General features: G+C 40.9%; 25 protein-coding genes. 7 read left to right on the top strand and 18 right to left on the bottom strand.

Going from position 1 to position 26,786, the window contains the following annotated elements; translation table 11 throughout:
* Positions 1-368: 368 nt before the first annotated feature.
* From HMPREF9189_RS11230 to HMPREF9189_RS11205, 6 genes are all read right to left on the bottom strand, one after another.
* Entirely contained in the window at positions 369-3,500 is a 3,132-nt protein-coding gene (locus tag HMPREF9189_RS11230) for a type I restriction endonuclease subunit R (protein ID WP_000004572.1), read from the bottom strand.
* 2 nt (positions 3,501-3,502) lie between these two features.
* Complete coding sequence (locus HMPREF9189_RS11225; protein WP_001140623.1) at positions 3,503-4,609, bottom strand: AAA family ATPase; 1,107 nt, start codon at positions 4,607-4,609, stop codon at positions 3,503-3,505.
* 26 nt (positions 4,610-4,635) lie between these two features.
* Positions 4,636-5,196: a restriction endonuclease subunit S gene (locus tag HMPREF9189_RS11220; protein WP_033587813.1), complete on the bottom strand. Its 561-nt coding sequence runs from the start codon at positions 5,194-5,196 to the stop codon at positions 4,636-4,638.
* 74 nt (positions 5,197-5,270) lie between these two features.
* Complete coding sequence (locus tag HMPREF9189_RS11215; RefSeq protein ID WP_009755491.1) at positions 5,271-6,467, bottom strand: restriction endonuclease subunit S; 1,197 nt, start codon at positions 6,465-6,467, stop codon at positions 5,271-5,273.
* Positions 6,467-7,471, bottom strand: a complete 1,005-nt coding sequence (locus HMPREF9189_RS11210; protein ID WP_001262594.1) for a virulence RhuM family protein — start codon at positions 7,469-7,471, stop codon at positions 6,467-6,469. Before HMPREF9189_RS11210 ends, HMPREF9189_RS11215 begins: the two co-directional genes overlap by 1 nt.
* The gene (locus HMPREF9189_RS11205) at positions 7,461-9,017 is read right to left on the bottom strand and encodes a type I restriction-modification system subunit M (protein WP_000003722.1); all 1,557 of its coding nucleotides are present in this window, start codon (positions 9,015-9,017) and stop codon (positions 7,461-7,463) included. The genes HMPREF9189_RS11210 and HMPREF9189_RS11205 overlap by 11 nt, the downstream gene beginning before the upstream one ends.
* 342 nt (positions 9,018-9,359) lie before the next feature.
* Between HMPREF9189_RS11205 and HMPREF9189_RS0102305 the strand changes: the two genes are divergently transcribed.
* On the top strand, positions 9,360-9,677 hold the full coding sequence (locus HMPREF9189_RS0102305; protein WP_000502762.1) for a hypothetical protein: 318 nt from the start codon (positions 9,360-9,362) through the stop codon (positions 9,675-9,677).
* Between the two features lie 247 nt (positions 9,678-9,924).
* Here the strand turns inward: HMPREF9189_RS0102305 and HMPREF9189_RS11200 are convergent, their stop codons facing one another.
* On the bottom strand, positions 9,925-11,160 hold the full coding sequence (locus HMPREF9189_RS11200) for a carbohydrate-binding domain-containing protein (RefSeq protein ID WP_000837418.1): 1,236 nt from the start codon (positions 11,158-11,160) through the stop codon (positions 9,925-9,927).
* A 273-nt stretch (positions 11,161-11,433) separates the two neighbouring features.
* Positions 11,434-11,997 (bottom strand): sugar O-acetyltransferase, encoded by a 564-nt coding sequence (locus HMPREF9189_RS11195; protein WP_000200251.1) that lies wholly within the window; start codon positions 11,995-11,997, stop codon positions 11,434-11,436.
* A 177-nt stretch (positions 11,998-12,174) separates the two neighbouring features.
* Here HMPREF9189_RS11195 and HMPREF9189_RS11190 point away from each other — a divergent pair, with 177 nt between their 5' ends.
* Genes HMPREF9189_RS11190 through HMPREF9189_RS11180 form a run of 3 tightly spaced genes read left to right on the top strand, consistent with a single transcriptional unit; the run spans position 12,175 to position 14,442 of the window.
* A complete protein-coding gene (locus HMPREF9189_RS11190; RefSeq protein ID WP_000468865.1) occupies positions 12,175-12,480 on the top strand; it encodes a rhodanese-like domain-containing protein in 306 nt (101 codons plus the stop codon).
* A gap of 20 nt (positions 12,481-12,500) precedes the next feature.
* On the top strand, positions 12,501-14,156 hold the full coding sequence (locus HMPREF9189_RS11185; RefSeq protein ID WP_000691455.1) for an FAD-dependent oxidoreductase: 1,656 nt from the start codon (positions 12,501-12,503) through the stop codon (positions 14,154-14,156).
* Positions 14,146-14,442: a rhodanese-like domain-containing protein gene (locus tag HMPREF9189_RS11180; RefSeq protein WP_000450174.1), complete on the top strand. Its 297-nt coding sequence runs from the start codon at positions 14,146-14,148 to the stop codon at positions 14,440-14,442. The genes HMPREF9189_RS11185 and HMPREF9189_RS11180 overlap by 11 nt, the downstream gene beginning before the upstream one ends.
* A gap of 305 nt (positions 14,443-14,747) precedes the next feature.
* Here the strand turns inward: HMPREF9189_RS11180 and HMPREF9189_RS11175 are convergent, their stop codons facing one another.
* Complete coding sequence (locus HMPREF9189_RS11175; protein WP_000185161.1) at positions 14,748-15,005, bottom strand: metal-sensitive transcriptional regulator; 258 nt, start codon at positions 15,003-15,005, stop codon at positions 14,748-14,750.
* A gap of 147 nt (positions 15,006-15,152) precedes the next feature.
* Here HMPREF9189_RS11175 and HMPREF9189_RS11170 point away from each other — a divergent pair, with 147 nt between their 5' ends.
* Genes HMPREF9189_RS11170 through HMPREF9189_RS11160 form a run of 3 tightly spaced genes read left to right on the top strand, consistent with a single transcriptional unit; the run spans position 15,153 to position 17,690 of the window.
* On the top strand, positions 15,153-15,773 hold the full coding sequence (locus HMPREF9189_RS11170; RefSeq protein WP_001084936.1) for a GTP pyrophosphokinase family protein: 621 nt from the start codon (positions 15,153-15,155) through the stop codon (positions 15,771-15,773).
* A gap of 9 nt (positions 15,774-15,782) precedes the next feature.
* Positions 15,783-16,457, top strand: a complete 675-nt coding sequence (locus tag HMPREF9189_RS11165) for a response regulator transcription factor (protein WP_000698156.1) — start codon at positions 15,783-15,785, stop codon at positions 16,455-16,457.
* Positions 16,458-17,690, top strand: coding sequence for a sensor histidine kinase KdpD (locus HMPREF9189_RS11160; RefSeq protein ID WP_000488862.1), 1,233 nt, complete (start codon positions 16,458-16,460; stop codon positions 17,688-17,690).
* A gap of 121 nt (positions 17,691-17,811) precedes the next feature.
* On the opposite strand, the gene HMPREF9189_RS11155 is transcribed toward HMPREF9189_RS11160, so the two are convergent.
* From HMPREF9189_RS11155 to HMPREF9189_RS11115, 9 genes are all read right to left on the bottom strand, one after another.
* Complete coding sequence (locus HMPREF9189_RS11155; RefSeq protein WP_000220456.1) at positions 17,812-18,666, bottom strand: VOC family protein; 855 nt, start codon at positions 18,664-18,666, stop codon at positions 17,812-17,814.
* Between the two features lie 110 nt (positions 18,667-18,776).
* Positions 18,777-19,814: an aldose epimerase family protein gene (locus HMPREF9189_RS11150; RefSeq protein ID WP_000649413.1), complete on the bottom strand. Its 1,038-nt coding sequence runs from the start codon at positions 19,812-19,814 to the stop codon at positions 18,777-18,779.
* Positions 19,815-19,960: 146 nt separating this feature from the next.
* Positions 19,961-20,956 (bottom strand): tagatose-bisphosphate aldolase, encoded by a 996-nt coding sequence (lacD, locus tag HMPREF9189_RS11145; RefSeq protein ID WP_025168542.1) that lies wholly within the window; start codon positions 20,954-20,956, stop codon positions 19,961-19,963.
* A 10-nt stretch (positions 20,957-20,966) separates the two neighbouring features.
* Complete coding sequence (locus HMPREF9189_RS11140) at positions 20,967-22,133, bottom strand: SIS domain-containing protein (RefSeq protein WP_000936013.1); 1,167 nt, start codon at positions 22,131-22,133, stop codon at positions 20,967-20,969.
* 117 nt (positions 22,134-22,250) lie between these two features.
* Positions 22,251-22,655, bottom strand: coding sequence for a PTS sugar transporter subunit IIA (locus HMPREF9189_RS11135; RefSeq protein ID WP_000045702.1), 405 nt, complete (start codon positions 22,653-22,655; stop codon positions 22,251-22,253).
* 3 nt (positions 22,656-22,658) lie between these two features.
* A complete protein-coding gene (locus HMPREF9189_RS11130; RefSeq protein ID WP_000185284.1) occupies positions 22,659-23,480 on the bottom strand; it encodes a PTS system mannose/fructose/sorbose family transporter subunit IID in 822 nt (273 codons plus the stop codon).
* Complete coding sequence (locus HMPREF9189_RS11125; RefSeq protein ID WP_000616992.1) at positions 23,467-24,372, bottom strand: PTS mannose/fructose/sorbose/N-acetylgalactosamine transporter subunit IIC; 906 nt, start codon at positions 24,370-24,372, stop codon at positions 23,467-23,469. Before HMPREF9189_RS11125 ends, HMPREF9189_RS11130 begins: the two co-directional genes overlap by 14 nt.
* A gap of 26 nt (positions 24,373-24,398) precedes the next feature.
* Complete coding sequence (locus HMPREF9189_RS11120; protein ID WP_000156968.1) at positions 24,399-24,875, bottom strand: PTS system mannose/fructose/N-acetylgalactosamine-transporter subunit IIB; 477 nt, start codon at positions 24,873-24,875, stop codon at positions 24,399-24,401.
* The gene (locus HMPREF9189_RS11115; RefSeq protein WP_000196624.1) at positions 24,872-26,659 is read right to left on the bottom strand and encodes a beta-galactosidase family protein; all 1,788 of its coding nucleotides are present in this window, start codon (positions 26,657-26,659) and stop codon (positions 24,872-24,874) included. The genes HMPREF9189_RS11120 and HMPREF9189_RS11115 overlap by 4 nt, the downstream gene beginning before the upstream one ends.
* Between the last annotated feature and the right edge of the window lie 127 nt (positions 26,660-26,786).

Genomic DNA, 26,786 nt, shown 5'->3' with positions numbered 1-26,786 from the left:
TCTAGACGTAATCAATCTCAGAAATTTTCAGAAAAATTCTTTATTCTAATATATTCTAGCAAGCTACTATCATAAGGATTAACTGGATTAAGAAGCATCCTTCTAATAAGGTCAACAAGATAGCCACCGTCTTAACTTTAAGTATATTCCGTACAATGAATACTTATCAGACCCAGCTAGATATGACTGATTCACTTGAAAAATATAGAATCCGCCACCTTCCAAGTATACTTTGAGATTCTCAAAAATGATAGAAACAGTTTCCTAAAAGCAGAAAATAGAATAATAAAAAAGTAGCCCTTAAGCACATTTGATAGCTACTTTTTATTGTTTAGGCAGATTTATTTCGTTACTCAATCAAATAATTCTTAAATATCTCCACCAATTCCCTTGAATTTTTCAACAAAACGACTGATCTTTTGAAAAACGGTTTGTTTTTTTGTACGATATTGTGGATTTAGTGGGCTCATTTTCGGCAGAGCTTCATTCAAATCATTTCCATTTTCACTAGCATACTCATGCTTCAACGAAGCTTGTATGTAGCGCTTAGCACTTTGTTCATTTAATCCCTCAGTCTGTATCAACTCATCTGCTTCCCTTTTCTGCTCACCTTGCGCAAAAATAAAGAACTGTTCAATGATATCTGATTTATCAGCAAAACTATCTAAATCACTGTCATGGATGAAAGCGACTATCAAATCTTCCTTAGCTCGATTGCCAAGACTCGCTCGAATCGTCCGAGTAATTTCCGAAACAAGTTCATCCTTATCTGAAACCTTTTTATTAGTCTCAAAAATTAGCTCTAAGATATAATCCAGATTGATTTCTTGGGATTTTAGTAATTCAACTTCAAAAACAATCGAATCCCAATCAACTTTAGATTCGCTATCTTCCTGATTACGGCGTTCATTCTCATACCACGACTTAATGTCATTATAGGTTGAACGGTAGTCTTGAATTTCCCTAGTACTTGGGATGTCTAACCTAGATAACTCCTCTAAAGTTTCATCATCCACATGGAAACGTTTCTTGAAAGCCTCTACAGCCTTATCATCTAAGATATCAAGTTCTTGTAAAGCTCGTAGACTCATGAAATCATCGTAGTTTTGTAAGATATTATCTAAACGAAGAAATTGACCAAACAACGAGACAAATTCTTTCTTATCAGTCTCTTTAATGATAGCTTGCGGGTCCGGAAATTTTTCTTGTAACTCTTGAACAACGTCCATATAACCCTTTTGCTCTTCACCGGCCTCCGTAAAGCCTGTCATATACTCTTGATAAGAACGTTCGAGCAAGACTTCTGCTGTCTCAGTCTTTCCAAATAGCTTAATAGCATCAGTTGTAGCCTTCTCTAAATCCCGGAAGGTTACAATATTCCCAAATGACTTGGTAGCATCATAAATTCGATTGGTGCGTGAAAAAGCTTGGATTAGACCATGATATCTCAGATTTTTATCCACAAATAAAGTATTTAAAGTCGGTGCATCAAAGCCAGTCAAGAACATCCCAACTACAATTAAGAGATCCACCTCCCGATTTTTGACGCGTTTAGCCAAATCACGATAGTAATTCTGAAAATCATTGCCATTAATAGTAAAATTAGTGCCAAATAACTGATTATAATCAGCTATACAGCTACTCAAAAATTCTTTACTACTAATATCCGCTAAATCTGTCGGTGAAAAGCTCTCATCATCAATTTCACCAATAGCCACCTGAGACTCATTCGCAGCATAGGAAAAGATAGTCGCAATCTTCAATGGTTTATCAGAATCTTTTTGCTGATTTTGCAACTCTTGATAGTAGGCTTTTGCTGCATCAACACTTGAAACAGCAAACATAGCATTGAAACCTTTACCAGTTAATCGATGCGTTTTTTGATCAAAATGATCTAAGACATACCTAGATATTTCAGCGATTCGAGTCGGATGAAGCAGCGCTTTTTTATTTTCAGCTGCAGACAATTTGGTCAAGTCCTGCTCGCTTTCAATTGACTTAAACTTCGGACGAACGTCGTTATAATCAACCATGAACTTCAAGACTTTTTGATCTCGAATCGCATCAGTAAGCACATAGGCATGTAACTCACGACCGAAAACAGATACGGTCGTGTCTGTCCCTAATGCATTTCCCTTTCGAATTAGTTTACCTGAGGCATCATACTTGTCTGGTAAAATCGGTGTACCCGTAAAACCAAACTGGCAATATTTCTTAAATTTCTGTCTGAGGCGCTTTTGCGCTTCACCAAACTGAGAACGATGACATTCATCAAAAATGAAAACCACTTGCTTTTGATAAATTTCATGATGACTCTCACTGCTCATAAAATTGTTAAGCTTCTGAATGGTCGTCACGACAATTTTATTATCATCCTTCTCGATATTGCGTTTGAGTCCTGCAGTGCTATTTGAACCGTTGACTGAGTCAGGTGAAAATCGCTGGTACTCTTTCATCGTCTGATAATCCAAGTCCTTGCGATCCACCACAAAGAAAACCTTATCCACTTCTTCCATCTCAGTAGCAAGTCTAGCAGCTTTAAAACTTGTCAGGGTCTTCCCTGAACCGGTAGTATGCCAAATATAGCCACCTGTATCAGGACCGCTTTTGATTTTTGAAGCAATAGCTGAACGTATCTTCCAGATGATTCTCTCAGTTGCCGCAATCTGATAAGGACGCATGATAAGAAGAGTATCATTAGTATCAAAGACAGAATAATTTATCAAGACATTTAACAAAGTCTGTTGACTCAAGAAAGTTGCTGTAAAGTCCTTCAAGTCCTTAATAGGATTATTATTTTTCAAAGCCCAGTTCATGGTGAACTCATAAGAATTCTTATCTCGCTTGGTCGTATTAGCAAAATACCGAGTATCCGTTCCGTTTGAGATGATAAAAATCTGAAGGTACTTAAAGAGAGAATTCTCCTCATTGAAACTCTCTTTACTATATCTATGCACCTGATTAAAGGCCTCTCGAATCGCAACTCCGCGCTTTTTGAGCTCAATTTGTACCAGAGGCAATCCGTTTACCAGCAAGGTCACATCGTATCGATTGCTACTGGTGCCAACTTGCTTCATTTGATTAATGACTTGCAGTTTGTTTCGACTAATATTTTTCTTATCCCATAGATAGATATTCTGGATATGCCCATCATCAAAGATAAAATCATAAATATAGTTATCATGAAGTTTTCTGGTACGATCAATCAAACTGTCACTGGGTTTATTGAGGTATTCATCCAAGAAGCGCAACCACTCAGCATCTGTAAAAACCACATTATTCAGAACTTCCATCTGGGTCTTGAGATTAGCCAAAAGCGCCTCTGGGGTCGTCAAATAAGTAAGATACTCGTATCCTTGCTGGCGCAAGTCAGCAATCAGCTCCTTCTCCAAGTCCGCCTCGGCCTGATACTGACTAGGCTGTTCTAACTTGGTATACTTTTCTAAAATGATAAAATTATCTGACTCAACAATAGCTGTAGTGAATGTACTTTCAGACATAATTACTCCTTTTTATAAAAATGGTATCGCTCTATAAAATCATTAAAAAGATAAGTCAACATTTCCTTGTGCACAGGATTTAATTCAGCAACTTCATCAGCTGAATGTTTAGAATGACCTGCAAAATCTAAAATCCTTTTTTTGTAAGCATTCTTCACACCATCATCAGCATCTTGCGGAAGCAACTCTTTCCAGTCTTCGTATCCTAAAAAAGTCGATGTTTTTTCATACAAATTCCGTAGAAAATTAAAATGAAATTTTTGAATATTACCATTTTCTATCGCCTGAGTAATTTGTTCACATAGAAATAAATGATAGGCAAAGGGGGAGTCCTTCCTTTGATTTGGCATTAGATATGTTCCATCCTCTAATTTTTCAAGTCTATATTTATCCGCGTTACCAAGTTCATTGTGCAAAACATTGTAAAACAGAGGACTATGAGTAGTAATAATAAATTTTAAATCTAATTTTTCTTGATTACTTTCTTTTATCAAACCAGCTAAGTTTGAAGCCACTTCTATCAAATGATTTTCATCCAGGGAAGAAACAGGATCGTCAATAAAAATATATTCTAAATCATCAAAATCATGGGTGCTCCGCTCTTCTGACTCAATTATCTTTCGCTCACTTATCACAAATTCTAGCAAAGTATAAAATACTGACCAGATAAAGTTGCTTTCCTCACCCTTAGAGAGCTTAACATACTCACGCTCTTCCCCATTTCCTCTCTGAAAACTGAAAAAAACTTGATTATTGGTTAAATCAAAGATTGGATTCAATTTATCGTCTGTATAATGTTGAAAATTTGATATAATATTCAGATCCTGACCTTGCTCTTCAATAATCCATGATATAAAAGAATTTGGCTGAATTTTCAACTTAAAATCTTGATTGTTATCAAGATCATTATCCCAAAAGAACAAATCCTCAGTAAAAGCATTATAATAAAGAATCTTATCTCTCGTAAGACCGCCTTCTTCAGCTCGAACCAACTTAGCAAACTCTTTAGAGAGTCTGGTCTTGCCTGTCCCATTAAAAGCGTATATTAGCTGAACATTCTTATTTGAATCTTTTAACTTCTGCGCAATATCTCTTAGCGTTTTTGCCATATCCCTTTCCTATTCTTTTCTGTCAGTCAAAATTTAAACAATTGTTCCCGCCAGTATTCATACTGTTTCTGTCTCAATTCGATTTCTTTTGGAAGGCCTTCAGAAAGTGAGTTGGTTAGAGTGTCAAAATTATCTAAAACTGACACTGCCTGGGACTGTTGAGATAATGGCGGTAACACAATGATTAATTGTCTAACAATTTCCGCATTCAAATTTTGAACTGTTCCATTAGATGCATTCTTCCTCATCATATGTTGCATAGTATCTGTTAATAGATAATGATATAAATAATCAGGTGAACATAAATCCTCAAAACTACTTATTGATAGCCAACCATCATGAATACAACCATCAATATCTAAGATATATGGACGTCCAAAACTCATAGAATTTGACATTATAAAATCACCTTTATATACCAAACGAGACTTCTCACTTCCAGCTTGAGTAATTCTCTCTTTTGTTTTTGAAACATATTTTGAGTCTTTTTCAACATCACCAATCTTTATCCAAGGTATACCTTTCTCAGATTCAGTAATAAATTTTGAAATTGGTCTTGGAGAAGCACCACGAACAATCTTAGCCATAGCTCCAAACTCCACTCGAATTGGGCCAAATACCCACTGTAAAAGCTTGATAATAGCGGAGTTGTCCCACTCCTCTACTCTACTCTACTCTCAGTGTACTCGCCTTCGGCGACGAATGTCAAGAGTTTTTCTCTAAAATATTCGTACTGTTTTTGACGTAGTTCATTCTCCCTGGGCAGTCCGATGTTTAGGTCATTACAAACCTTGTCAAAGTTGTCTAGAACTTGAACAATACGAGATTGGATTTCGAGTGAAGGAACTGGGATTCTAATTTTATCAAGAATAGCTTGGGTTAAACTAGGTCTTGTTGGATTAGTTGCCATTTCTTCTAATTTGACAGTTGTTAAATAATAATAAAAATATTTTGGAATAATCTGTTCATCATCAATTTCTGTATAGTAAACTGTATCGACATTCCAAAAAGCTTTTTCTAAATAGAATAAATTAGAAATAGAACCTTTCCTAGGAATCAAAACAGTTGGTTTGTCATAAGAATGATCTGCAACAAACTCTCCCATTTCTCCACCACTGCCATATACTGGTATTTCGCCACTTGGAAGAGTCTTCCAATCCTTTCCATTCTTCAATGTAGCAACATCTTTAAGTACTTTCCACTCAACCTGATAAACCTCGTCTTCAAATGACAAGAGTTTATCTCTATAAAAAGAATATTGCTTTTTACGTGAGGTCAATTCTGAGGTCAATTCTGTAACATAATCGGTGAATTTGTCAAGTATTTGCACGATTTTTTCTTGAATTTCTTGAGGAGGGATTGGAATTCTAATTTTTTTCAAATTTGTCTTATTATACTTGGTCTGTCCAGTATTAGAAGTTATTTTCGCCAACTCATTCTGAAATTGTCCAGATTGAAAAAGATGAAATAGGTAGCGATTATTTTCTTTAGAACTTCTAACCAACAAAGCATTTGGTCCTAAAACATTATTTTCGTATGGTAAATTTTCAGGTTCTATGTAATAAATCTCTCCACAATTACCAACATTAGGCATAACCAAACTTTCTTGATCTAGATTTACTCTATATAAATAGTTAAAGGCATGTTCATCAACATAAACAAAATTATTTCCTTTAAATCCACTTTTTAAATCTGTTGTTCTGACAAGTTGAGCAAAAGAAGCTTCTTGAATATACTTGACGTTTTTTGCGTTTGAAGCAAACGAGCCTGCTGCCGTAAAATCTGTTACCGTATCACACACTTCCCACAACTCTTTCCATTCAACAGGACAGTTTTGGATTTCTTCTAGGATGTTCATTAGTTACCTCCTTCCTTAGCTAGATTTTCAATGCTTTTGATTTCCTTGAGGTAATCTTTTTCAACTTGACTGAGGGTCTTGGCTTGGTAGTTCTTATATTCCTTATCTACCTTCTGCTTCATCTGTTCACGAGAAATAGAACCACTGTTATCTAGTAAATCTTCGCCAGTAGCCTGAAGGATACGGTCCACATGTGTCACCCAGTCCGCCATAGTCATCACTTCTTCACGTTCTGCCTGTCTTTCCGCAAAGTCTAGATATCCTGATACAAGCTGATTGAGTCCACGGAGTTCCTTTTCTGTCAGATAGTTCTTGGCAACTTTTGCTTCAGATAGAGTAGGGAGGTCTCCCTTAAAAGTGGTCAAGCCCATAAACTCCTTTTCACTATCAACACGATTGTAGATGAGTTCACTGGCAGTATTGTGGTGAATGGCGTAATGCATCTTGTTCTGCACTGTCGCAAAAAATTTCTTTGCCTCTGATGAGTTTGCATTGTAGTCACTTGATGTAGCAAAGAGATCCAAGACCTGACGGTAAAAGACTTTTTCACTAGAGCGGATGTCTCGGATTCTTTCAAGGAGTTCTTTAAAGTAAGAGCTTCCACCCAAGTTTTTCAGACGATCATCATCCATAGCAAAGCCTTTAATCAGATACTCTTTCAAGACTGTCGAAGCATAGTGTCTAAACTGGACTCCACGAGGGGAGCGCACACGATAGCCAATCGCCAAAATCATGTCGAGATTGTAGTAGGCGACTTTTTTTGACTGAGTTTTACCAGCTATTGCACCGTGACGAGTGGTTGTCAACTGATAGTTGACAACCACTGTTTCATCTAATTCACCATCCTCAAATATTGCCTTGATATGTTTACTAATGTTTTGCTTGGAAGTTTGAAAGAGCTCAGCTAGTTCTTGTTGGGTCAGCCAGACCGTTCCATTATCCAAGTAAAGCTCAATAGCGGACTTGCCATCATCTGTTCTATAGAGAATCACATCATTTGCCATGGCTCAATTCCTCTACAATCTTGTCTATCTCTGCACGCAAGTGGTCAATCTTGGAAACAGTCTCAGCGATTTCTTTATTGAGAACATCTATATCAATCTTCTCACGTGTATCTTCTTTTTCTACATAAGTGGACACTGAAAGATTATAATCTGCTTCTGCTACTTTTTCTTGTACCACCATACAAGAAAAGTAATCTTCGTTTTCTTTCTTTTCAACACTGTCTAAGATTTTTTCGATATTCTCTTCTGTTAAGACGTTATTATTAGTTTCTTTCTTAAACTGCTTACTTGCATCAACAAAGAGGATATCCGTCGTTGGCTTATTCTTCGCTAAAATAAGAATACAGGTCGCAATGGAGGTCCCAAAAAAGAGATTGTCTGGTAGCTGAATAACCGCTTCAACAAAGTTATTGTCTACTAGATATTGACGGATCTTTTGCTCAGCACCTCCACGATAGAAAATACCTGGGAAAGTTACGATTGCAGCTCGTCCCTTATTTGACAAGTATGACAAGCTATGCATAATAAAAGCAAAATCAGCCTTAGATTTAGGCGCCAATACACCCGCAGGTGCAAAGCGGTCATCGTTGATGAGCGTCGGATCATCACTTCCTATCCATTTGATAGAGTAGGGTGGATTTGACACAATAGCATCAAAAGGCTTATCGTTTACATGCTTAGGATCAAGTAAGGTATTGCCACGCTCAATGCTAAACTTATCATAATTGATATTGTGTAAAAACATATTCATCCGAGCTAGATTATAGGTGGTCATATTAATTTCCTGACCATAAAATCCGTCTTCAATTATGTGCTCATTAAACTGCTTTTTAGCTTGCAGAAGTAACGAACCCGAACCACAGGCAGGATCGTAAATTTTATTGATTTTATTTTTTTCATTCTTACCCAGCATAACAATCCGCGCCAAGAGTTTCGATACACTTTGCGGTGTAAAAAATTCTCCACCAGATTTCCCAGCGTTAGAAGCATAATTAGAGATTAGATACTCATAAGCATCCCCAAAGAGATCAATATGATTATCTTCAAAGTTTCCAAAATCAAGACTTGCAATTCCTTCAAGAATCAGGGTCAAGCGCTGATTCCTCTCCGGAACCGTACTACCTAACTTGTTACTTCTGGTATCTACATCATCAAAAAGACCTTTAATGTCATGTTCACTCGCATAACCAATCGCACTAGACTCAATATCATCAAAGATATCTTTTAAATCTGTATTTAAGTGCTCATTTTGACGAGCAGCTTTGACAACACTGGAAAACAACTGCGAAGGCATAATAAAATAACCCTTGGTTTTAATGGCATCATCTCGAACTTCAGGCGTAATTAAATCTTCAGAAATCTCTTCATAGTTAATTGATTCATCGCCACCTTCGATATAGGTTTTGAAATTTTCACTAATAAAGCGATAAAATAGAATTCCCAAAATATACTGCTTGAAGTCCCAACCATCTACTGCACCACGAACTTCATCAGCAATTTTCCATATCTTTCTATGTAGCTCTTGCCTTTGTACCTGTTCTGACATCATATTTCCTCATTAACTTTTTATTCTTCTTATTATATCATTTTTCTCATTATTTAATTCCGTTAGAGTAAATTTATCAAGAGTTTTTATCAAGCTAACTATCATCTTATTGATTACCAATCAAAAATCTACTTAGGCCTCAACAATAAAATTGAAACGACTAATCATTAGATAAACTATCTTAAATCGATTTACAAGCATAAAAAAGAACATCCCGAAGGATGTTCCATGTAAATATAGCAACTCTCTCGAATTAAAATTTACTAAATTGTGATGCTTTACGAACTTTCTTGAGACCTGATTTTGGGAGATTTCTTCGCTTTCAACCAAGGACTAAATAAAATGGGCGACCAAGCACTTCCTTTTAAAATTCACCCTGAACATTTTGTATTTGCTGGAGTGCACGGTGGACAGGAAGTGATGGAGTTGATTGGAGAGTACGGACAACCAACTTATCAAAAAATCTTTATCAGTCTAGATGCTGAAAAACCAGTCATTCCTGATGCTGATACAAAAATTTCTATGGCAGGTGATACTGCTACTCTCATGCCCGATCCAAGCCTTGATATCAAGATGTATGGTATGCATCAGTTCAAGATGAAAAAAGGTGGACTCCGCATCAAATTAGGCGTCTTTTCCCCAGAAGCAACCTCAAGCTAGATGGAGTTCGGTCACCAGGAACACCTAGCAGTTGAATTTTTCAATTCCCTCACAATCGCCTATCAAAACAAAACATTTAGGGGAAAACTACTCAATACTCTCTTAAAATTCAAGAAATTTAAGTAAACACAAATGAGTGACTTAACAATTTATCCTTGAAAGCTACAACTATAAAACCACTCGTAACATATCAATCTATCACCCATATAAAAAGATAGCCATTCTAATTGAATGCTATCTTTTTTGTTTATCCTTGTCCGCCAGAGGCTGGACCGCCCCCTTGAGGAACTCCATTCGGTCCACCGCCTCCAGGCATAGAATTGACGATTTCCGTTTGTTTTTCACCGTTGAGATAGATATCTCCACCTGTGTAGATCGCTGTTCCATCAAAGTCAAAACCTGTTTGACCAATCATTTTAATGGTTCCACCTGTAACTGTGATATTGCCGTTTGAATCGATTGGGTCTGTATCCCCTTGACCAACTTCTACTATCAGGTTACCACCGTTCATAGTAAAGAAAATCTCACTTTGTTGGGCATTTTTGTTGGCTGCATTAACTCCATCATCTGTCGCATAGATGGTAATGTCCCCACCGTTGATAGTGATGGACTTCCCTTCAAGTCCTTCTGTCGAATTCTTGACGGTGTAGGTACCACTATCGATAACCAAATCACCTGATGCGTGGATGCCATCATCTCCTGCTGTAACGGTGATGTTGTTGTTGGATAGGTACATGGTTCCGACTGAAGTATCCTCGTCATTGTCCACCTTTACGCCATCTTCTTTGGCATCGATAGTCATGGTCGTACCAGTGATGTTGAGTTCATCATTGACATTAAAGGCATCGCCAACTGCTGTGATGTTATAGGTTCCACCCGTGATGTGGAGGGTGTCGTTGGCCTTGATCCCGTTGTTCTTCTTGCCATCTACATTGAGAGTTCCTTTCCCGTTGATGGTCAAATCCACCTTAGAAAAGAGAGCTGCGTCTGCTTTTTCGTCGCTGTTAGAGCTTGAGTCAGAGAAACTGTTGGTGGTTCCCTCTGCTAGAGTCAAGTAGACATGGCCAGCTGATGTCGCAGATATCGCTGCATTGGTATTGGTCATGGTCGCACCTTTTAGGACTAGATGAACATCTGCCGACTTATCTGCCTCGATCTTGATCTGCACTCCGTCAGACTGACCTGAAATTACATAGGTTCCAGATTTTGTGATGGTCACTGTTGATTCAGAGACTGTCACCCCATCTCCAGAGACGTTTGCAGATGAGCCAGATAACTCAATCTTAGAAGCTGTGCTTTCGTCATAAGAAGTATCATTGTCCTTCTCTGTAAAATAGGATGATTGGTTTGTCTTTGTTGCAGTTGTTGTGGCACTATTTGTCGTTGCATTGGTATTGGATGTAGTTGTTGACTGGGCACATGCTGCCAGCAGCACCATTGCCGTTAAACTCGTTGCGAGTAGGGTCCATTTTTTTGATTTCATACCTTTTTCCTCTCCTTCATAGGATATAGCTAGACAGTCTATAGAAGATTCCTGAAACAAAACTAAAACTTTTCTGAAAGTTTCCTTAAATTTAGTTTCGCCTAGTAATTTTTTAGAAAGGGCTGCTAAAACAATTTTTGAACTCTAGACTACCTTTAATAGATTTTTAAAACCAACATCCCTCAGTGCGATGTTTCCTTGACCAAGAAAGCAAAAAAGAAGAAAAATTTATAAGATTAGAGTTCATAAAAAGAACAGCCCAGGCTGTTCTTTTTAGTTTTCTTTTACTGGTATTTCCTTGATAACACGCGCAGGATTCCCACCTAGGACAACATTGTCTCCAAAGGACTTGGTAATCACGGCCCCTGCTCCCGCCACTACGTTATTTCCTAGTGTCACTCCAGGAAGGACGATGACGCCTCCTCCAGCCCAGAAATTATCTCCGATGGTGATGGGCTTGCCGTATTCGACACCTGAATTACGTTCATCCGGATCTAGTGGATGGAGGGGGGTTAAAAACTGACAGTTGGGACCAATCATGGCGTTGTTCCCGATGCGAATCGGACAAACATCCAGCATGGTCAAGTTCCAATTAGAATAAAAATTTTCCCCTAGATGGATATTGACTCCATAATCGACCACCAGATGTGGATTGACATAGAGATTTTGCCCAGTTGAGCCAAACCAAGTCTTGATAATATCCGCTCCCTTCAAGGGATCTTCTTCCCGGTTAAAGGCAGCCTGTTTTTGGCGAGAAGCCTGAGCCAAGGCCCGTAGCTCGGAATCAAACGGATGATAGGGTTCTCCTGCTATCATTTTCTGGTATTCACTGGTCATAGTATCACCTCATACTTACTTTGGAGCCCATCACATCAAAAAGCCTTTGAAAGGTCAAGAATAGCCTGCTTTCTAAACTCTCAAAACCAAGCCCTCTCCCAAGTCAAAACAACTTGCTTGACAAAAGCTTGACTTCATGGTTTAATATACCCCATAAGGGTATGTTTGGAGGTGCCTATGTTTCACTTATTTACAAAAATTGACAGTATTTCTACCAGCGAGTTAGAAGTTAAACTCAAGGAACCGATTCAACTACTGGATGTTCGGACGCCTACAGAATTCCGTAGAGGTCATATCAAAAACGCCAAGAATGTTCCTTTAACAGAAATCGGTTCTTACACACCTGCAACAAAAGAAACACTTTATGTCATTTGTCATTCTGGTGTGCGAAGCAAACTAGCTGCGAAGAAGCTAAAGAAAAAAGGCTACGATGTCATCAATGTCCGAGGCGGTATGAGCGCTTGGACAGGTAAGGTCATCTAGAAGCATAAAGGAGAAAATCAATGAAAATTATCATTGTCGGGGGAGTTGCAGGCGGTATGTCAGCAGCAACCCGCCTCAGACGTCTCATGGAAGACGCTGAAATCACTATTTTTGAGAAAGGTCCCTTTGTTTCCTTTGCAAACTGCGGACTTCCTTACTATGTTTCAGGAGAAATTTCAAACCGTGATAGTTTATTAGTACAAACTCCTGAAAGTCTCAAAGCACGCTTTAATCTCGATGTGCGACCATTTCACGAGGTCATCAGCATTTCGCCAGCAGATCACACTGTGACCGTACGCTATGATGGACAGGAATTCACAGAAAGCTACGACAAGCTAATCCTCTCCCCAGGAGCTAAACCATTTGTTCCTACCATTGAAGGTTTGGCAGAAGCTAAGAATGCCTACACGCTCCGCAATGTTCCCGATCTTGACGAGATTATGGTGGCCTTGGACAATCATCCAAAAGAAGCTGTCGTTATCGGTGCAGGCTTTATCGGGCTTGAAATGGCTGAAAACCTGGCGAAACGAGGATTGCAAGTCACCATCGTGGAGAAAGCACCTCATGTCTTGCCACCATTAGATCAGGAAATGGCGGCCTTTGTCCAAGCAGAATTGCTGGCAAATGGTGTCCGCGTTATCACTTCCCAGTCTGCGACTCGATTTGAAGACCAAGGAAAAATCATCGTTCTCGAAAACGGTCAAAAGATCACTTCTGACCTCACCATCCTTTCTGTCGGTGTTGAACCTGAAAACGGACTAGCAAAAGCTGCGGGGATTGAACTGGGACTTCGTGGTGGGATCTTGGTCGATGAACATTACGAAACCAGTCAAAAAGATATTTTTGCAGTTGGGGATGCCATCGTCGTCAAGCAAGAGATTACAGGCCAAGACGCTCTCATCTCTCTCGCTTCTCCTGCCAATCGTCAAGGACGCCAAGTGGCGGATGTCATTGCAGGACTAGGTCGTACAAACAAGGGCAGTATCGGCACTGCTATCGTTCGTGCCTTTGATATGACAGCTGCTTCGACTGGTCTCGGCGAACGTATCCTTCGCATGAATCAACTTCCTTACAAGGCACTTCATGTCAGTGGAAAAGATCACGCTGGTTATTATCCTGGCGCTACTGATATGACCTTGAAACTCCTCTTTGACCCAACCACTGGAAAAATCTATGGTGCCCAAGGAGTTGGGAAGAAAGGTGTTGACAAGCGAATTGATATCCTAGCAACTGCTATCAAGGGAAATCTCACCGTCTTTGACTTACCAGAATTGGAGTTCACCTATGCGCCACCATTTGGCTCTGCTAAGGATCCCGTCAATATGCTGGGCTATGCAGCCTTGAACCTAATCGAAGGTTTAAGCGACAATATTCAATGGTACCAACTAGAAGACGAACTAGCCGCCGGTAAGAAATTCCTAGATGTACGGACAAGTGGCGAATTCCAGAGTGGCCGACTCAAAGTCGATACCATCCACATCCCCCTAAACGAACTACGGGAACGCTTGGACGAACTGGACAAGAATCAAGCCTACATCGTTAGCTGCCACAGCGGTTTACGTAGCTATATCGCAGAGCGTATCCTCAAGCAAGCAGGATTTACCGTCCAAAACCTTGACGGCGCTTATTCACTATACAAAATGGCTAAACCAGAAGGAGTCGAATATGGAAACTAGTATCAGCATGGCTGACTTTTATGAAAAATACCAACATGAAAATCCAAATCTTATTGATGTACGTGAAATACATGAATTCCAAGCAGGACATGCGCCAGGTGCAAAAAATCTTCCGTTAAGTAGCTTGGAGCAAGGCTACAAAGAACTCAATCCTGACCATGCATACCATGTTATCTGTCAAGGTGGAGTACGTTCTGCATCTGCCTGTCAATTTCTTAGAGCTCAAGGTCTCACCGTTATCAACGTAGAAGGTGGTATGAATGCTTGGCCTGGGCAAGTAGAATAAGCAAAAGAAGCTGAGCAACAACTCAATTTCAGGAGAAAATGAAGTAATACTCAATGAAAATCAAAGTGCAAACTAGGAAGCTAGCTGCAGGCTGTACTTGAGTACGGCAAGGTGAAGCTGATGTGGTTTGAATTTGATTTTCGAAGAGTATAAATCTCCCCACAATAAAACGCATACTATCAAGGCTTTTCAACACCTGATAGTATGCGTTTTTTAATTTTAAAGACTTTTTCCAGCCTCGCTTGATTCACATTAAACTATCCTAATAGTAGAGATCTTTGCAACTTTCATCTCAAAACATTAATTTATTTCCGTTTAATCAAGTATCGGATGGCCTTTTCTAGGCGTTCCTTTTGAGCCTCGGGATCATCTAGTGGTTGGTTGATGCAGGCGGTGAGATTTTCCGTAATCATCATCTCAATCACGCGCTCAACACTCGATTTCACTGCTGTCAATTGCGTCACAATATCAGCGCAGTCACGATCTTCTTCTATCATCTTTTGAATCCCACGCAACTGGCCCTCTGAACGTTTCAAGCGTGTTATATACTTTGAGTTTGTCATTTCTTTTTCCTTGCTCGATTTTTCTTCATTATATCTCGAATAAGGGGCTTTGTCAAAATTCTCATCCCATCTGTCTTTGTAGGAACTTATCTCATATCGGTGCTTTCATGATATAATAGTAAAAAACTGTTCAGAATGGACGTGCTTATGAATTCTATCTATGGTAGCTGTGAGGCCTATTTACCCACCATCTTGCAAACCTTTATTCAAGACATAGAAGAGGCCGCAACCAATTACAAAAAAGAAACCGACCTCAAACTATATGAGCATTTGCATGCGCGCATCAAAACGGAAAAAAGTATGCGTGAAAAATGCCAACGCAAGGGCCTTCCTCAGACAAGTCAATCCGCTCTTAAAGAAATACGAGATGCTATTGGCGTTCGAATTATCACAGGCTTTACAGATGATATCTACCGCATCGTAGAGTATATTCGCCAGATGCCAAGCATCCATATTTTCAAAGAGAAAGACTATATCCGTCAGGTCAAACCCAACGGCTACCGTTCCTATCATCTGATTCTAGAGGTGACCACTCCCTACCCAGACTGTCTGGGAAATGACCAGGGTACCTATTTTATCGAGATTCAACTGCGCACAATTGCCATGGATTCCTGGGCTAGCCTCGAACACCAGATGAAATACAAGAAAAACATCCAAAATCCTGAGCGAATCACGCGCGAGCTCAAACGTTGTGCCGATGAGCTTGCTTCTTGTGACTTGACCATGCAGACCATCCGTGATTTGATTCAGCGCTCTGATCAAGACTAAGGAGAACCTATGAAAATCCTACTTGCCGAAGATGAAACCCAACTAAACCGTGTTATCACTGTTGCGTTAGAACGCGAAGGCTACAGCGTTGATTCTGTTTTTAACGGACAAGACGCTGTCGAAAAGGCTAAATCTAACCACTATCACCTCATGATTTTTGACATCATGATGCCAATTAAAACTGGAATCGAAGCCCTCAAAGAAATTCGCCAGGCAGGCAATACGACTCACGTCATCATGTTGACAGCCATGGCCGAAGTGAATGACCGCGTAACTGGACTTGATGCAGGTGCTGACGACTACTTGACCAAACCTTTCTCGCTCAAGGAACTCTTAGCTAGACTCCGTTCTACTGCACGCCGCCTGGAAGACTACACCCCGGATACAGTCCAATTAGGAAATACTCGCTTGGATATTGAGGAACAAGAATTGGCTGCTACAAACAGCATTCGTTTAGGGAAAAAGGAAACCCAACTCTTGACTCTCCTCATCCAGCACGCTAACCAACCCCTCAGTTGTCAACAACTACTAGAGCAGGTCTGGCCAGATGAGCTGGAAGAACCGGATCACGAGCTCGTCTTTCTCTATATCTCCTACCTACGCCAAAAACTCCAAAGTGTCCAGTCTAGCTTACAAATACTTGGGGCTGCAGAAGGACCCTTCCAATTGACAGGAGGTGACTAGATGTTTCGAAAACTTCGCATCAAATTTATCGCAACGGCCACTCTTGCCATTGCTCTGATTCTAACCTTCTTTCTAGTCTTGATGAATAGTATCGTCTACACTCAGACGGAGGGTAACATCCACACCGTCCTCTCTATCTTAACCAAGAATGAGGGTGAACTTCCTATTACAGACGAAACCAAGGAAAGTCTGACTGAGAAAAATATCCAAGAAGGAATTGTCTATAATTTTCAATACTTCTCCGTCAGAGAAAAGGAAAATGACTACGCCATCTCCCTCACAAATGTCCAGTCCTTAACTGAGGCTGAAGTCAAAAGTTTTCTCCCAAACATCCTCAAAAAGCAAGAAACTTATGGTTCTATTACTCATAAGGGGCGCTATTTTACCTACCAAGTGAGCCAATCTACGACTGGGAAACTACTGGTTTTCTTTGAGACGACTAACTACATCCGGGAACGAGATACCTTACTTCAGGTCTCTATCTGGCTAGCCTTGGCTAGCTTACTCCTCCTCATACTGCTCTTCACCTTGATTTCAGGGATTGTCATTCGTCCTTTTATCAAAAACTATGAAAAACAACGGATGTTTATCACCAATGCAGGACATGAACTCAAAACGCCTCTAGCCATCATTTCGGCCAATACCGAGCTACAGGAGTTAATGGAGGGAGAGACTGAGTGGAGTATCAGTACTAAAGAACAGACGGAACGACTCAACCACCTGATTGGAAGGCTCATCCGACTTGCTCGGCTCGAGGAGCAAGAGGATATCAAATTAGCTCCTCAAAATATCTCCGTCATCGCTGAAAAGGTTGCCTCAGATTTTGCTCCTCTCTTTACCAAAGAAGATAAAAAATTTAAAAGTTCTATTGAAGCAGACGTTGTAGAAAAAGTGGCCCAAGAAGAATTTTATGAGCTTCTTAGCATCCTTCTTGACAATGCCCGAAAATACTGTGATCCCGCTGGAACGATTTGCTTGACGCTCCAACGCAAAAATTACCTACTACGCAAACGAACCTGCATCACTATTTCTAATGATTACAAGGATGGACAAGCAGCTAATATTAAGCGTTTCTTTGATCGCTTTTATCGTGCGGAGACCTCTCACAACAACCAAACCATATCTGGACACGGCATTGGTCTCTCTATGGCTCAGCATCTCGTTAGCCTATTTAGAGGTAAAATATTTGTCACCTACAAAAAACAGGTGATTACCTTTACAGTCTGGTTATAGCTATAGCTCTTTTACTCTTTATCATTTCATAAAAAGCGAACAAGTTCGCATTCTAAAAACAGAATACGAGCTTGTCCGCCTTTTTCTATGTCTCTAAAATAAATAATGTGTTTTCCTCGTCTCATCGTGCCAAGCGAATGCGGGTCACAATCCCATCTGGATCTACCAAATCCAACTCACTCGAATTTAGCCACTTAATCGGATCTTCTAGCTCTTGTGCTTGCTTAACGATGTCCAAGAGTTCTTCCTTGCTTTCGACCTCAAGGACATAGTAGGCCAAGCCTGGCAAGCCTTGCTCACGCGGAGCTAGCCCTTTTCCAGCCCATTCGTTGACAGCCAGGTGGTGATGGTACTGACCAGCCGCTATCCAACTAGCACTAGGAATGCTAAATTTATCTTCTAGCCCTAACACCTTTTGATAAAACTGGCTCGCCGCGTGGCTATCCTTCACCGATAGATGGATATGCCCCATTCTCGTCCCTTCAGCTAGGATAAAGGGATCCACCTTTTCTCCCAACTCATAGATATCCTGTGCCGCAAGGGCTTCGGTCACACCGATAATGCGACCGTCTTCTCGAATATCCCATGAAGACACTGGCTTATCACGGTAGAATTCAATGCCATTTCCTTCCAAATCCTCCAGATAAAGGGCTTCACTGTATCCATGATCCGCACCTCCGACCAGAGGAATGCGTAAATCACTTAGGTGTCTCAAGACATCTGCCAAGGCTTTTCGTGTCGGCAACAAAATCGCCAGATGGTAGAGCCCATAATGCTCCCTTACTTCACCATCCTTTTCGGCCTGAATCAAGTGAACCAAGGCTTTTTTACCAAGTCCCAAAATCGCTTCTGTCTCCGTTTGCGATAAAATCTCCAAGCCAATAATCTGGTGATAAAAAGCCGTTTGACTCGTCACATCCTTGACATTTAAAACCGCCTCTGCTAGGTAAATGTGGCTTTGGTATGCATAAGTCATCGGGTGTCTCCTTTCGTTTGTTGTAACTTAATTAATTACATCAATTATACACTATTGAGATAGAATGTCAACGAAGACAACTCAAAAGAGCTGGAAACCAGCTCTTCTTTTTATTTTACAACAAGCTCGTAACGAGTTTTGCTGGTGAAGGTTTCCCCTGCTTTGAGAATGACTTGGTCTTTGAGGTCGCTGTGAATGGCATCTGGTAAAGCTTGCGCTTCAAGGGCAATCCCATTGTGTTGCACCATTGGCTGACCAGCTATGATGACACTCTCATCCACAAAGTTTGCTGTGTAGACCACAAAGCAAGGGGCCTCTGTCTTGAAAAGTAGGAAGCGACCTGAGTTTTGGTCATAAAGAAAACCAGCATTGTCATGACCTGCAGGAAGGGCAAATGGGTGATCCAAACCAGATACCAACTGGATTTGCTCATCGTCCTCTGCAAAGATGTCCTTCAACAAGGCTCCATTATAGATGTGTTTCACCACATCACGAGTAGCATCTGGAGTCTTAGCCGGAACACCGTCCGGAGCGATTGGGTAAATGCCCTCCGTATTTAGCTGGAAGACATGGCGGTCAATTGTCTGCGTAAAATCACCAGACAAGTTGAAGTAGCTGTGGTTGGTTGGATTGACCAGCGTATCCTGATCAGTCGTTACCTTGTAGCTGACTTCGTAAGCACCAGTCTCTTCCAAGTGATAGCTGATCCAGATCTTGAGATTACCAGGAAATCCTCCTGTCCCGTCTGTACGCTCTGTGTAGAGAGTCAAGCCATGGTCGCTCACCTCTACCAATTCAAACAAGCTCGAATCCCAACCTGTTGAACCACTGTGGTTACAGTTGCTGGCATTGTTGACTTCAAGATTATAGGTCTGACCATTGAGCTCAAATATCGCACCTGCAATACGGCCTGCTACAGGACCTACACTTGCTCCATGCTTGGGACTATTACCTACATAGCTATCAAAATCATCAAAGCCCAAAATCACATTGGCAAAATTTCCAGCCTTGTCAGGTGTGACATAGCGCAAGATGGTCCCACCATAAGTCATAATTTCTAGTTGGTAGCCACTGTCAGTCTCAAAGCGATAGGCCAAGACATCCTTGCCCTCATGATTTCCAAATACACGTTCTGTGTATGCTTTCATTCTTCTCTCCTTTGGTCCATTTCTCTTAAGTAAACAAACCATAGAGAGTGTATTCACCATCTATGGTTGTAGTTTCTATTTTCAGAATCCTTTGTCAGAAAACCTTAAGCAGCTTCTTAACAAAAGGGGATTCTTCTATACTTGTTTTATGCTTCTACACGTTCAGTCCATGAAGTCGCTGTTGTTTGAAGAACCTTGTTGAGTTCGTCAATGTTTTCAAAACCAGTTGTGCGAAGCCATTCGCGAGCTGCTGCTTCACCGTCTTTGATGTAGGCTTCAACTGATCCAGCCCAAGTTGCACGGCCACAAAGAACACCGTTGAAGTTTGCGCCTGATTCGTGGGCAAAGACAAGTGTTTCTTGGAAAAGTTTGGCTGATACACCTGCACTCAAGTAGATATATGGCAAGTTAGTCGCTTCATCTTGTGCTTTGAAGAAGGCTGCTGCTTCTTCACGTGTATGAACGATTTCTCCATCACCAAAGCCTTCAACGTATTTGACGTTGACTGGAACTTCTACTTTCAAGACATCGATGTTGAAGCGTGGGTCTGAGAAGACCTTCATGGCACCGATAACTTTATGTGGTTTTACTTTGGCGTATTCTGCAGAGCCAGCATCAGCGATTTTTTCATCGTAAGCCAAGATTTCAAGGAAGAATGGAATGTCTTCTGCCACACACTCAGAACCAATGCGTTCGATGTAGGCTTGTTTTTCTTGGTTGAGTTCGTCAGCGCTGTCTACGTCATAGTAAAGCAAGAACTTAACAGCGTCTGCACCTTGTTCCTTGATACGTTTTGCAGACCAAACATCCAAGCAGTCAGGCAAGCGTTTGGTGCTTGTTGTGTCGTAGCCAGTTTTCTCATAAGCAAGGAGAAGACCAGCATTTGGATCAAGCGCTTTTGTAGCTGGAAGACCATATTCAGGGTCGAGAAGCATAGATGATGCGTATTTTGTCAATTCATCTGCAACCAATACTTTAAGTTCTTCCATTTGAGCAACTGTTGGTTCTTCCGTTTGGTATTGAGTCATGAGGCGTTTCAAAGCGCCACGTTGGTCAAAGGCAAGAGCTGAGATGATACCATTTTCATCTGAGAGTTTTTGCAGGCAGGCTACTTTATTGGGACTTAATTGTAATTTACTCATAGACACTTCCTTACTTTTGATAGTCATGAATGATAACACCTTGTACCACACGGTTTACTGTACCTGTAGGAGACGGTGTATCTGGTTTGTTTTCCACTTTGAGCGAAGTCAAAAGGGCAAAGAGTTGGGCATAAACGATGTAAGGGAAGACACGGTAAATATCGTTCAAGACACCACCACAGCCAAGGGCTACTTCTTTGACATTTTCAAGACCAAAGGCTTGATCACTCAAAAGCACAACACGACGAGCAATCTGGTCACCAGCAACTTCACGAACCAAGTCCAAGTCGTACTTGCGAGTGTATTCTGACGTTGTGCCAAAGATCAAAACAACTGTATCTTCGTTGATCAATGATTTTGGACCGTGACGGAAGCCGACTGGGCTTTCATACATAGTCGCCACTTGACCAGCTGTTAATTCCAAAATCTTCAACTGAGCTTCATGAGCAAGTCCAAAGAAAGGACCAGCGCCTAGATAGATGATACGGTTAAAGTCGAGGTCAACAAGCTCTTTGACATCTTCTGCCTTGTCTAGAACTTTACGCGCAAGGCTAGTCACAACTTTAAAACGTTCAGCTTTCACAGCAAATTCTGTAGGATCAAAGACCAAGAGAGCTGTCAACATCATAGACGTAAAGCTGGAAGTCATGGCAAATCCAGCATCATTGGAAGCAGCTGGTTGCAAGAGCAAGAGATTGCGGTCATCGCCATGAGCTTGAAGAGCTAATTTACCGTCCGCTGCACAAGTAATAGTCACTTGGTAAAGCTCATCCACCAAGGCTTTGGCCAAATCAACCGTCGCCACACTTTCAGGTGAGTTCCCACTACGAGCAAAAGAAACAAGAACAGTCGCCACATCTTTTTTCAGATAGGTTTCTGGATTGGATACAATATCTGTTGTCGCAATAGAATTGAAGTTCCATTTGCGCTCATCATAGACTTCCTTAAAGTATGGGACCAAGGTATCTCCCACATAAGCAGAAGTACCAGCACCCGTCAAGATGACCTTAATATAGTCATGTTTATCAGCAATTCCTTGCAGGAAGGCTGCAATTTCTTCTCGTTTTGCTTGATAGGCTTCAAAAGCTTCTTTCCATACATCAGGCTGTTGGTAGATCTCACGAGTTGTGATTTCTGCACCCAGTTCAAGTAATTCTTCTTTTGTGTAATTTAGCATAAAGTTCCTCTAATCTATTATTGTTTCATTCCTATTGAAAATATGGGAATGGGATTGACTCCCATTCCCATGTATATTCTATATAAAATGCTCTAACGATTCTTACGTTGTCACATCTTATTCACCTTCGTCATCATCGAAGCCAGCTAACAAATCATTGACTTTCACAATGCTTTCTGCAGCACGGCTCTTGTAGTCCGCATCTGCACCTGTAAGGCTGGCATTGATAAATTCAATCACCATTGGAAGATTCATCCCTGCGTAGAGTTCAATGTCGCGACCTTCCATAATCAAACGGCTTACCACATTACATGGTGTTCCACCGAGAAGATCCGCAAAGACTAGGAAATCATCCAATCCTTCGATAGCAGCTTCAAATTTTGCAGTAAATTCTTCTGGGCCATCTTCTGGAAGAAGAGCCACTGTATGAATGTTGTCCTGTGGACCCATGATCATTTCTGTGCTACCTTTCAGTTCTTCACAGAAGCGACCATGACTCACCAAAATTAATGATTTGCTCATAAATTATGCGCCCATTCCAAGCAAGAATTTACCGATGAATGAAAGACCTACGGCAAGAACGATAATGATACCGATCGCTTTAGTAGAGTTCATACCTTTCTTACCAAGCAACCAGAAGATAAAGGCAGTAAAGATTGCTGGAAGCAAGCGTGGGAAGATTGAGTTCAAGATGTCTTGGAAGTCAATCATCTTTTCACCGATTGGCAATTTGTAAGAAATGTCAAAGTTGATCATTGTTGCTACAAGAGCACCCATCATGAAGACACCAAGTACAGATGCAGCATCAATCAAAGCTGTCAAGGTACTTTGCATGTTGTTGATAAGGTTAACCCCTTCTTTGTAGGCAAATTCCAATTGTTTCCAACGGAAGATGTCGTAAGCAACTGCAACTGCGATCCAAAGGAAGATACCCCATGGTTGGCCAGCGATAGCCATAGTTGCTGCGATAGATCCCATGATAGCAGGTACAAGTGAACCAAAGATTGTGTCTCCAAGAGGAGCGAATGGTCCCATCAAACCTGTCTTGATACCGTTAACGGCATCTTTTGAACCTACACCATCTTTTTCTTCCATGGCAAGGTCAAAACCAGCGATAATTGTGTGGAAGAATGGAGAAGTATTGAAGAATTGAGTATGAACTTTCATCATTTCTTTCAATTCAGGAGTTCCATCCCCATACATTTTACGCAATTGAGGCAAGATCATGTAAAGGTAACCAGAAGCTTGCATACGTTCGTAGTTCCAACCTAATTGGAAAGTAAACAAGCTACGTTTGTTGATTTGATTAAAATCTTCTTTTGTAAGTTTGTAATTAGAATTCGTCATCTTCGATTTCCCCACTTTCTGATGGTGTAGAAGGTGCTGCTACAGCTACTTTTTGGCTGTTCTTAAAGTGAACAACTGCAAGGAAGATACCTACGATAGAAACACCGATCATAGATAAACCTTTGAAGTTATTAGCAAAGCCAATCTTTTCAGCAACATCAGCAGGAAGAGTACCAAGGATACCCGCAACAGCTCCACCAAGACCTGTTACATATGAGTAAAGAACAGTCAACATAGCTGTCAAACCAAATCCCATTGCAAGGTAGTGAAGGTTACGTTTAACTGGAAGGTAACGAAGCAAGATAGCGAATCCAAGACCTGGAAGCATACGACCTGCAAGTGTCAAACCATCTGCAATCCATTGATATTCTTTAACAAGGTCTACTACTGATTGTACGAAAGCACCACCAAAAGCAAGAGCGAAGAATACTGGAAGGGCACGAGAAAGAGCCCAAGGCACTGCACCAAGTAGGTAGTTGCGTTCGATACCTTTGTAGTCAAAGCGTTCGATCGCAGCATCAATACGGTGTGCAAAGAAAGTAGTTGTCATACGTCCCAGAACGTCGAAGTATGTCAAAAGTGCTGCTACTGGTACAGCGATTGTTGTGATCGCAAGGTCTGTATCAATACCTTGAGAGATAGAGAATGCTGTTGCAAGAACCGCACCAGAAGTTGCGTCGATACGAGAAGCACCACCGAAGGTACCAACCCCGAGAACGAACAACTGCAAGCTACCACCGATAAACAAACCAGTTGTCACATCTCCCATGATCAAACCAGTAATGAAACCAGCGAATACAGGGGAACCTGCAGATGAAACGATTGTCAACTCATCACAGATTTGATAAGCTGAGTACAAAGTGAGAAGTAAAATTTGCCACCATTGTATCATAACAATGACCTCCTAAAAATTTTTTCCTATTTTAATAAACTCAAAAAGTCTGATACGGGATCGTTTGGAACCATTTGAGCAGTGAGTTTAACACCTTTTTCTGCCAGTTTGTGGAAATCTTCCACATCCTTGTCTACCACGTTAATAGAACGTGTGATAGAGCGAGTTTCTGGTGTTTGAGACATATTGCCGACGTTGAGTGTTTCAAGCGGAACACCTGCTTCGACCAAACCAAGGAAACGGTCTGGTTTACGTGCAACGATAAAGAGACGTTGGCTATCGTATTTACCAGCAAGGATATTTGCTGCTGCTTTCTCAACTGGCAAGATACTAAGTTTCACACCTGGTGGTGTCGCAAGTTTCAAACCACTCTTTTCAATATCGTTGTTAACAACTTCGTCGTCTACAACCATAATGCGTGAAACATTTAGTTTTCCAGCCCAAAGATTGGCTACTTGACCGTGGATCAAACGTCCATCGATACGGCATCCTACAATTGTCATAAGTTTTCCCCCTTTATGTGTTTTAGTGTAGGTTTACGAGTTAAATGAATCTCTTCTTTATATTCGCCCTCAGTTTCAAAGATGATGATGCGGTTAGCACCTTCCTTGAGATAGCTATGAGGGATATAAAGTGAGAGGGTCGGGCCGACGTTCCAGAAACGCCCTAGGTGACGCCCATTGACAAAGGCAACTCCCTTACCAAACTCAGACAAGTCTAAGTAGGTATCCTTCGGCTCTTCGACCGTAAAGTCGAAAGCGTAAAAGGCTGGTTGTCCTTCTGTCCATCCTTTTGAAAAATCAATTTTCTCAGGATTATCCAGTGGAAGTGGATATTGTTTCCAATTCAGTAAGAAATGTAGATCCTTGCAGACACCTGTACGAATTCCTTTATGTTGCGTATCTGCTAAGAACTTGTGTCCATAGTTAACACGCCCCATATTTTCGATCAGGATATCAATCTCTGAACAGCCTTCTCGGTTTCCCTGACAGTAGATGTCTTCACCAATCTCTGTCTGGTATTGAGTAGCAATCCATTGACCATCTACAAAGAGTTGAGCTCGGTCACGTCCATCGATGATACGGAGACGTTCCTCTTCTGCATCCCAACTTGCCTCCGTGCGGTAGAGAAGGTAGCCATAACTTTGACCAAGTTCTTCCATCGCTTTTGGATAGAGGCTTTCAGTAGGACTAGAGAGACTATCTAGGGTTTCAAACAAGGAAACTTTTTCGACCAATGGAACGGCCTCTATCTCCATGCTTTCCTTATAGAGTGGCTCTAACTGTGGATACTCTGGGAAATGTGTCGCCATCATCTTCTTGACTGCTAGGTATTTAGCAGTTGGATTTCCTTCTTCATCGAGAAGGGCATCATAGTCGTAAGATGTGACTTGTGGTAAATCCAGAGTTCCTCGAGCCGAGCAACCGTTCATGAAACCAAAGTTTGTCCCTCCATGGAACATGTAAAGGTTGATAGAGCCTTGTTCCAATACCTCTCGAACAGCTTCTGCCAATTCTTTAGGATCCCGTGTGATGATGGGTTCTTTCCAACGATTAAACCAACCATCCCAGAATTCCATACACATGAGAGGCCATTTCTTGCCATGCTCATCAAAGAATTCCTGCATCTGTGAAAAGTTGTACGGAGCTTTAGAACCGAAGTTTCCTGTCACAAAGAGGTCATCTTCGATCAAGGTTCCGGCTTTCAGAGTAGCCCTCCATGGACCATCTGAAGTAAAGAGTGGGCAATCAATCCCTCGTTCTTCCATCAATTTTCGAATTGCTCGTAGATAAGACTTATCTTCTCCATAAGAGCCATATTCATTTTCGACTTGCATCATGAGAATATTCCCGCCATTATCCAACAAACGAGGCACAAGCCTTGGCAATAATTGGTCATAATAGCGAGCAACCGCCTCGATGTAGGCCGGGTCGGACGAGCGGATTCGCATGTCCTTGGTCAAGAGCCAAGCCGGCAAGCCACCAAATTCCCATTCCGCACAGATAAATGGAGACGGGCGTACAATGGCATAGAGACCCAAATCTTGTGCTATTTGAAGAAACCTCTCCAAATTTCTGGCACCTTCAAAATCAAATTCCCCTTCAACGGGTTCATGTAAATTCCAAGCTACATAGGTCTCGACCGTATTAAAGCCAAGCGCCTTTAAGTTATAGAGAGAATGATACCAATCCTCTGCTGGAATCCTAAAATAATGAATGGCGCCAGACAAAATCTTGAACGGCTTCCCATCTAAATAGAAATCGTCCTCAATTTTAAATCTTGTCATGTTACCACCTCTGACGATTAAGTTTGCGCTTTCATTTATTATAATATTAAATATAATCAAATATTTTGCATTTGTCAATAGGTTTTAGAAAATTCTTTAAAATTTTTCTATTTTTTTACTTACTATT

It is taken from the genome of Streptococcus sp. oral taxon 071 str. 73H25AP, from assembly GCF_000146755.1.
GTDB classification, from domain to species: Bacteria; Bacillota; Bacilli; order Lactobacillales; family Streptococcaceae; genus Streptococcus; species Streptococcus oralis_T.
Note: the sequence above shows the minus strand (reverse complement) of the source record. Positions and strands in the feature narration are given on the sequence as shown.

Coding starts and splice junctions, on each gene's coding strand:
- HMPREF9189_RS11230 (WP_000004572.1), bottom strand. CDS start 3,500: ATGTCTGAAAGTACATTCACTACAGCTATTGTTGAGTCAGATAATTTT.
- HMPREF9189_RS11225 (WP_001140623.1), bottom strand. CDS start 4,609: ATGGCAAAAACGCTAAGAGATATTGCGCAGAAGTTAAAAGATTCAAAT.
- HMPREF9189_RS11220 (WP_033587813.1), bottom strand. CDS start 5,196: ATGGCTAAGATTGTTCGTGGTGCTTCTCCAAGACCAATTTCAAAATTT.
- HMPREF9189_RS11215 (WP_009755491.1), bottom strand. CDS start 6,467: ATGAACATCCTAGAAGAAATCCAAAACTGTCCTGTTGAATGGAAAGAG.
- HMPREF9189_RS11210 (WP_001262594.1), bottom strand. CDS start 7,471: ATGGCAAATGATGTGATTCTCTATAGAACAGATGATGGCAAGTCCGCT.
- HMPREF9189_RS11205 (WP_000003722.1), bottom strand. CDS start 9,017: ATGTCAGAACAGGTACAAAGGCAAGAGCTACATAGAAAGATATGGAAA.
- HMPREF9189_RS0102305 (WP_000502762.1), top strand. CDS start 9,360: ATGGGCGACCAAGCACTTCCTTTTAAAATTCACCCTGAACATTTTGTA.
- HMPREF9189_RS11200 (WP_000837418.1), bottom strand. CDS start 11,160: ATGAAATCAAAAAAATGGACCCTACTCGCAACGAGTTTAACGGCAATG.
- HMPREF9189_RS11195 (WP_000200251.1), bottom strand. CDS start 11,997: ATGACCAGTGAATACCAGAAAATGATAGCAGGAGAACCCTATCATCCG.
- HMPREF9189_RS11190 (WP_000468865.1), top strand. CDS start 12,175: ATGTTTCACTTATTTACAAAAATTGACAGTATTTCTACCAGCGAGTTA.
- HMPREF9189_RS11185 (WP_000691455.1), top strand. CDS start 12,501: ATGAAAATTATCATTGTCGGGGGAGTTGCAGGCGGTATGTCAGCAGCA.
- HMPREF9189_RS11180 (WP_000450174.1), top strand. CDS start 14,146: ATGGAAACTAGTATCAGCATGGCTGACTTTTATGAAAAATACCAACAT.
- HMPREF9189_RS11175 (WP_000185161.1), bottom strand. CDS start 15,005: ATGACAAACTCAAAGTATATAACACGCTTGAAACGTTCAGAGGGCCAG.
- HMPREF9189_RS11170 (WP_001084936.1), top strand. CDS start 15,153: ATGAATTCTATCTATGGTAGCTGTGAGGCCTATTTACCCACCATCTTG.
- HMPREF9189_RS11165 (WP_000698156.1), top strand. CDS start 15,783: ATGAAAATCCTACTTGCCGAAGATGAAACCCAACTAAACCGTGTTATC.
- HMPREF9189_RS11160 (WP_000488862.1), top strand. CDS start 16,458: ATGTTTCGAAAACTTCGCATCAAATTTATCGCAACGGCCACTCTTGCC.
- HMPREF9189_RS11155 (WP_000220456.1), bottom strand. CDS start 18,666: ATGACTTATGCATACCAAAGCCACATTTACCTAGCAGAGGCGGTTTTA.
- HMPREF9189_RS11150 (WP_000649413.1), bottom strand. CDS start 19,814: ATGAAAGCATACACAGAACGTGTATTTGGAAATCATGAGGGCAAGGAT.
- lacD (WP_025168542.1), bottom strand. CDS start 20,956: ATGAGTAAATTACAATTAAGTCCCAATAAAGTAGCCTGCCTGCAAAAA.
- HMPREF9189_RS11140 (WP_000936013.1), bottom strand. CDS start 22,133: ATGCTAAATTACACAAAAGAAGAATTACTTGAACTGGGTGCAGAAATC.
- HMPREF9189_RS11135 (WP_000045702.1), bottom strand. CDS start 22,655: ATGAGCAAATCATTAATTTTGGTGAGTCATGGTCGCTTCTGTGAAGAA.
- HMPREF9189_RS11130 (WP_000185284.1), bottom strand. CDS start 23,480: ATGACGAATTCTAATTACAAACTTACAAAAGAAGATTTTAATCAAATC.
- HMPREF9189_RS11125 (WP_000616992.1), bottom strand. CDS start 24,372: ATGATACAATGGTGGCAAATTTTACTTCTCACTTTGTACTCAGCTTAT.
- HMPREF9189_RS11120 (WP_000156968.1), bottom strand. CDS start 24,875: ATGACAATTGTAGGATGCCGTATCGATGGACGTTTGATCCACGGTCAA.
- HMPREF9189_RS11115 (WP_000196624.1), bottom strand. CDS start 26,659: ATGACAAGATTTAAAATTGAGGACGATTTCTATTTAGATGGGAAGCCG.